This window comes from Spirillospora sp. NPDC046719 (assembly GCF_040645715.1).
Classification (GTDB): Bacteria; Actinomycetota; Actinomycetes; order Streptosporangiales; family Streptosporangiaceae; genus Spirillospora.
Map to the genome: position 1 here is coordinate 1 of NZ_JBEYYT010000511.1, position 5,975 is coordinate 5,975.

General features: G+C 74.0%; 5 protein-coding genes. 2 read left to right on the plus strand and 3 right to left on the minus strand.

The features are described 5' to 3' along the window. Positions 1-56: 56 nt before the first annotated feature. Positions 57-1,454: a hypothetical protein gene (locus tag ABZ914_RS44555; protein WP_500200762.1), complete on the minus strand. Its 1,398-nt coding sequence runs from the start codon at positions 1,452-1,454 to the stop codon at positions 57-59. Positions 1,455-1,775: 321 nt separating this feature from the next. Between ABZ914_RS44555 and ABZ914_RS44560 the strand changes: the two genes are divergently transcribed. Together ABZ914_RS44560 and ABZ914_RS44565 are read left to right on the plus strand one after the other, a co-directional pair. Continuing rightward, positions 1,776-2,963 (plus strand): lysylphosphatidylglycerol synthase transmembrane domain-containing protein, encoded by a 1,188-nt coding sequence (locus ABZ914_RS44560; protein ID WP_500200763.1) that lies wholly within the window; start codon positions 1,776-1,778, stop codon positions 2,961-2,963. Positions 2,964-3,205: 242 nt separating this feature from the next. After that, entirely contained in the window at positions 3,206-3,712 is a 507-nt protein-coding gene (locus tag ABZ914_RS44565) for a flavin reductase family protein (RefSeq protein WP_500200764.1), read from the plus strand. Between the two features lie 35 nt (positions 3,713-3,747). Here ABZ914_RS44565 and ABZ914_RS44570 read toward each other — a convergent pair whose 3' ends face one another. Both ABZ914_RS44570 and ABZ914_RS44575 read right to left on the minus strand, forming a co-directional pair. Then, positions 3,748-4,983 carry an ROK family transcriptional regulator gene (locus tag ABZ914_RS44570; RefSeq protein WP_500200765.1) on the minus strand — a complete coding sequence of 412 codons (1,236 nt, stop codon included), beginning with the start codon at positions 4,981-4,983 and terminating at the stop codon, positions 3,748-3,750. Next, positions 4,983-5,741 carry an ATP-binding cassette domain-containing protein gene (locus tag ABZ914_RS44575; protein ID WP_500200766.1) on the minus strand — a complete coding sequence of 253 codons (759 nt, stop codon included), beginning with the start codon at positions 5,739-5,741 and terminating at the stop codon, positions 4,983-4,985. Before ABZ914_RS44575 ends, ABZ914_RS44570 begins: the two co-directional genes overlap by 1 nt. Positions 5,742-5,975: the final 234 nt, after the last annotated feature.

Sequence of the window (5,975 nt, forward strand, 5' to 3'; positions counted from 1 at the left end):
GGCGCCCGTACGGACGTGTGCCGTACGGGCGCCGCGGCCGTTCTCCGGGCCGGGCGCTAGGGCATGCCGGGCCGCTGCAACTGCTTGCGGTAGGTCCAGAAGAACATCCGCTGGTTGGGGCGTTCGGTGATGCCGTAGATCCGGTCGCCGCCCGAGTACGGGTCGAAGGCCAGGGACTCCCCGCCGATCGGCCCGACGATCTTGAACGGCGCCTTGCCGTCCCCGTCCCGGTCGCTGTAGAACGCGCCGGGGGCGGTGAGGGTCGTGCTGTAGTAGATCGTGTCGCCGCCACCGCCGTGGTAGCCGGCGACGCCCTGGACGTTCGTGAGGTTCGTCCCGTACACGACCATGGACTTGACCTGGCCGGACGCGTCCGCCTGCAGGGAGCCGTCGGCGTTGAGCGGCCACCGGACGACCCGCATCGGCTTCGCCGACGTCACGCCGCCCTTGGTCTTGTACTCGGCCGTGAGCAGGCTCTTGGGCGAGGTGGTCGGGTCGTAGGTGACCGTGCTGAAGCACAGGTCCTTGTCCTTGGCGGACGGCGCCTTGTCCCAGGCGGGGCAGGCCCCGGCGTTGAGCGGCCGGTACATGCCGGTCTGGAACAGCACGTACTTCTCGCCGTGCGCGTAGAACTTGCCGTCCGTGGCGTCGACGCCCAGCCCGGTCTTGCCGGTGGGCACCTGGTAGGTGCGGCGGACGTCGTAGACCCGCAGGCCCGAGGTGTCGGCGGTGTAGACGTAGTCGCCGGCGAGGGCGACGCCGCCCTGGTGCTGGGGCGCGTCGGCGACGCCCTGGGCCGAGGCGGCGCCGGGCGCGGGCGCGGCGGGACGGACGTCCTTGACGGCGAGCTTGCCGGCGGCGGTCGCGGTCGGGATGGCGAGCGTGACGGGCTGGTAGGCGCCCGCCTTCTCGACCAGGGGGCGCTTGCCGACGGTGAGGCGCGAGCCGTCCGTCACCCAGTCGGAGCCGGACAGGTGCCGGTGGTACCAGCTGAGCACGAACCCGTCGAGCTGGGCGGTGCGGCTGGTCGCCACGCCCTGCGGGATCCAGGACTTGCTGCTCTTGTCGCCGTTGGCGAAGCACCAGGCGCCGACCGTCAGCTTGGCGTTCATCGCCTTGACCGCGTCGTTGGCCCCGCAGCCGCTCTTCCAGACCAGGCCGTTCTTCGCGCCGCTCGCGGCGGCGACGAGGTTCGCCTGCCGCTTCATGCCGCGGGCCGGGTTCGCCGCCGTGTCGTCGAGCTGCTTGAGCGCGGCGGCGGAGACGGGAGAGGACTTCAGCGTGAACGAGACGCCGGAGAGCGGGGCGGTGTCGCCGGTGCCGACGGCGGCGGCGGCCTTGGACACGGTGACGTGCTCGGCGGATCCGGACGGCAGGGCGACGGCGCCGGCGACGGCGAGCGCGGCCGCGGCGGCGGTGGCGCCGAGGACGGCCGTCCTTCGGGGAGCGGGCATGGAGTCCTTTCCGTCGGGGCGGGAACAAATACGACAGAGGGGAGATCCTAGGCAGGAAGGCGATCAGCTGTCAGAGCAACGCGAGAGGTTGCCGACGAGCCCGCCGGGCGCGCCCGGCGCGGACCCCGTGGCAAAGATCACTTTGTGGTTCCGTGACCCGCTCCAGGGGAATGTCATACCGGAGCCGTAGGTTGCGCTAGACGGGCGAGCTTGCGAGGTGACCGGGACATGACCGAGACAGTCGCGGCACCGGCACACCCCCCGGCCGACGTCGCCTCATCCCGTCCGCTGCCGGACGGTACACGATGGGACGGACCGGACATGGACGAACCGTCCCCCGACGACCTGTTCCTCGAACGGCCGGCCGGCGCGCACGCCGCGGACGACGCGCCGAAGCGCCCCTGGTGGCGGCGCAAGGCGGGGCTCCTGCTCCAGTGGGGAGTGCTGCTCCTCGCCGTCGCGGCGCTGCCGCTCTACCGCGACTCGCTTCCCGATCTCGGCGCCATGTGGCACTCGATCCGGCACGCCGATCCCGGCTGGCTGACGATGGTGGTGCTCGCGGTGGCGGGCTCGATGGGCGCCTTCGCCCGGCTCCAGCGGCGGCTGCTGCGCGTCGGCGGGCTGCGGATGCCGCTGCGCCGCGCGTTCGCGATCACCTACGCGGGCAACGCGCTGTCCACGACGCTGCCGGCGGGGCCCGCGGTGAGCGTCGTCTACACGTTCCGGCAGTTCCGCCGCGGCGGGGCGTCGGCGAAGCTCGCCACGGCCGTGATCATCGCCGGGGGCGTCATCACCACGACGACCTACTCGGTGATCGGCCTGCTGGCGCTGCTCGCCGACCCGGCCACGCGCGGTCCGGCGCTGACCGGGCTCGCCGTGCCCGCCGTCCTGCTTTTGATGGTGGTGCCGCTGCTGCGGTGGCCGCGCCCGCGCGCGGTGCTGACGGCGCCGCCGCGCCGCGCCTTCCAGTTCGCGCTGGCGCATCCGAAGCTCGGCCCGTGGGCCGAGCGGCTCGCCGGCGTCCGCGACGTGCTGCGCCCGAACCGGCGCGACTGGGCCGCGCTGATCACGCTCGCGACCCTGAACTGGGTGCTGGACATCCTCGCGCTGCTGGCCGCGGCCCACGCCGTCGGCATCGACGTCGACCCGCACGCCGCCGCGCTCGCCTACTTCGCGGCGCAGGCCGCGGGCAGCGTGCTGCCGCTGCTGCCGGGCGGCCTCGGCGCGATCGAGGGCAGCATGGCCGCCTCGCTCGTCGCGTTCGGCGCGGCGCTGTCCCCCGCCGCCGCGGCGGTGGGCCTGTACCGGCTCGTCTCGTACTGGGGCGTCGTCGCCGCCGGCTGGATCGCCTGGCTCGGCCTGCACGAGGGGCCGCGGCTGCCGGCGCCGGTGAAGGCCCGGCTCGCCGGGGCGGGACGGCTCGTCCTGGACGGCCTGACCTCGACCGCGACGCTCAACCCGTACAGCGCGGTGCCGCTCGTCATCCCGGCCGAGGCGCGCCGGCCATAGGCGCTCCACCCGATCCGCAGAGCCCCGGGCCGCAGGACGGTCCGGGGCTCCGTCATGGGACCGAGACCCCACCGGGACCTTTGACGGAGATCGTCCCTTTTGGGAATCATCATTCCCGGAGAGCGGCTTTAGTGGTCATGCAGGCCGCACCCCCTCCTCCCGGCGACACGCCCGCGCGACCCGGACCGGCGGGGCCCCGACGCCTGAGCAGGCAATTGGTCGACAGAAGGGATCGAGCCCCCATGGCGCAGGGAGCCATCACGCCGGCGGCGGACCTCGACGGCGCACGGTTCCGGCAGGTGATGGGCCGGTTCGCGACCGGCGTGGTCGCCATCACGGCCGTCGAACCCGGCACGGCGCGGCCCACGGGGATCGCCGCCAACTCCTTCACCTCGGTCTCCCTGGATCCTCCCCTCGTGGCGTTCTGCGTCGCCCACACCAGCACCACCTGGCCCCGGCTGCGCGCCTCGGACCGGCTCTGCATCAACATCCTCGGCGAGCCCCAGCTCGACGTCTGCCGGCGGCTCGCGCTCAAGGGCGGCGACAAGTTCGCGGGCATCGACTGGACGGAGAGCCCGAGCGGCGCCCCCGCCATCGAGGGCGCCCTCGCCTGGATCGAGTGCTCCGTCGAGCAGGAGCACGTCGCCGGCGACCATGTCATCGTCGTCGCCCGCGTCCACGCCCTGGACGAGAACCACGACGGCCGCCCCCTGGTGTTCTACCGGGGCGCCTACGGAGGCATCGCCTAGCTCAAGGCGCGCCCGCGCACCCTGGAGGCGGGCTCCTAGCGCGCCGAGGGGGAGGCGATCTCGGCGCCGCGGAGGCGGGCGAGGACCTGGACGGGATCGGACAGCACCTCGGCGAACGCGAACTCGGCGGCGCCGACCAGGGTGGTGTCGTCGCCGAGGGCGGCGGTGCGGAGCCGGACCTTCTCGCGCGGCGCGTCGAGCGCGCCGGTCGCGAGCACGCTGCGGATCTGCGCGGCGGCGCCGAGGTAGATGTCGCGCAGCGTCCCGCCGAAGATGACCAGGCCGGGGTTGAACACGTTGACGAGGTTCGCGACGCCGAGGCCGAGCCAGGTGCCGACGCGGTGCAGCGCCTCGCGGGCGACGATGTCGCCGCGGTCGGCGGCGTCCACCACGTCGCGGACCGCGTCGCGGCCCGCCTTGTTCGTCGGCTCCTCGCGGCCGGCGTGGGCGAGCAGCGTCCGCTCCCCCACCTCGGCCTCCAGGCAGCCCTTCGAGCCGCAGGCGCACTGCCGGCCGCCCGGATTGACGATCATGTGGCCGATCTCGCCGCCGAAGCCCTCGTCGCCGCCGAGCAGCCGGCCGTGCGCGATGATGCCGCCGCCGACACCGACGTCGCCGTGCAGGTAGATGAGGTTGTCGCAGTTCACGCCGGCGCCGCGCTCGTGCTCGGCGAGCGCGCCGAGGTTGGCGTCGTTGCACACCGACACCGGGATGCCGAGGCCGAGCCGGCGCGACAGGGCGTCGCCGAGCCGCAGGTCGCCGACGTCGAGGTTGGGGCCGAACATGATCATGTCGTCGGAGCGGCGGACGGTGCCGGGGAAGCCGAGGGCGGCGCCGACGCAGACCGCGTCGCGCTCGGCCTTGCGGACCAGCGAGCGGGCTCCGGCGACGAGCATGCCGAGCAGGTCGGACGGGTCGGAGTCGCGGGTGCGGGTGCCCTCCCGGCGGTCCAGGACGACGCCGCCGAGGCCGACGCGGGCGACGACGAGCCGGTCGACGCCGACCTCGAACGCCAGCACGTAGACCCGGGTCGACTCGGGCCGCACGACGAGGGACGGGCGCCCGGCGCGCCGCCCGGGCCCGCGCGGCAGTTCCTCGCGGACGAGGCCCGCGGCGGTGAGGTCGGAGGTCAGCGCCATGATGGTGCTGCGGTTCAGGCCGAGGCTCTCGGCGAGCGTCGCGCGGGACGCGGGGCCGCGCAGGTGCACGAAGCGCAGCAGCGTCCCGAGGTTGTGCCGCCGGATGTCCTCCTGTGACGGGCCCGCCTTCATCATCGCCGCAGCCCCAGGTCGCCGCTGACGCCGGAGGTGATCAGCTCGACGACCTGCCGGTGGGTGACGTCGGCGGTGCGCACCTGCGCGGCCATGCGGCCGAGGTACAGCGCGGCGATCCGGTCGGAGACCGCGAACACGTCGTTCATGTTGTGCGAGATGAGCACGACGGCGAGGCCCTTGTCGGCGAGCCGCCGGACGATCTCCAGGACCTGCTGGGTCTGCGCGACGCCGAGCGCGGCGGCGGGCTCGTCCAGCACGACGAGCTTGCTGTCCCACAGCACGGCGCGGGCGATCGCGACCGTCTGCCGCTGCCCGCCCGACAGCGTGGAGATCTTCTGCCGGACCGAGCCCATGGTGCGGACGGACAGGCCCGACAGGGTCCTGCGGGCCAGCTCCTCCATCCCGGACTCGTCGAGCGCGATGCCGCGCCGCTGCTCGCGGCCGAGGAACAGGTTCTGGACGATGTCGAGGTTCTCGCAGAGCGCGAGGTCCTGGTGGACGACCTCGATGCCGAGGGCGGCGGCGTCGCGCGGGCTGCCGAGCCGCACCTGGCGGCCCTCGAAGCGGTACTCCCCCGCGTCCGGCGCGTGGATGCCGCCGATGCACTTGACGAGGGTGGTCTTGCCGGCGCCGTTGTCGCCGACCAGCGCGGTGACCTCGCCCGGGTATGCGGAGAAGGCGATGTCGTGGAGGACCTTGACGGAACCGAAGCTCTTGTCGATGCCGCGCAGGTCGAGGACGGGCGTCACTGCCATGCCGAGGGGCTCCCACCGTGCCGCGTCGCCGCGCGCCGATCGGTCGTGGGCAGTGAGCGTATCAGCCGCGTTCGCGGGCCGGGAAACGCGCGCGGCGCCGCCCGGAGCAGGCGGCTCCGAGTCGAACGGCGGCACGGGGCCGAACGGCGGCACGGGGTCGGACGGCGGCACGGGGTCGGACGGCAGGGCGGGACCGTACGGCAGGGCCCGGGGGCCGGCGGCGCGCGCCGCCGG

Coding starts and splice junctions, on each gene's coding strand:
- ABZ914_RS44560 (WP_500200763.1), top strand. CDS start 1,776: ATGGACGAACCGTCCCCCGACGACCTGTTCCTCGAACGGCCGGCCGGC.
- ABZ914_RS44575 (WP_500200766.1), bottom strand. CDS start 5,741: ATGGCAGTGACGCCCGTCCTCGACCTGCGCGGCATCGACAAGAGCTTC.
- ABZ914_RS44555 (WP_500200762.1), bottom strand. CDS start 1,454: ATGCCCGCTCCCCGAAGGACGGCCGTCCTCGGCGCCACCGCCGCCGCG.
- ABZ914_RS44565 (WP_500200764.1), top strand. CDS start 3,206: ATGGCGCAGGGAGCCATCACGCCGGCGGCGGACCTCGACGGCGCACGG.
- ABZ914_RS44570 (WP_500200765.1), bottom strand. CDS start 4,983: ATGAAGGCGGGCCCGTCACAGGAGGACATCCGGCGGCACAACCTCGGG.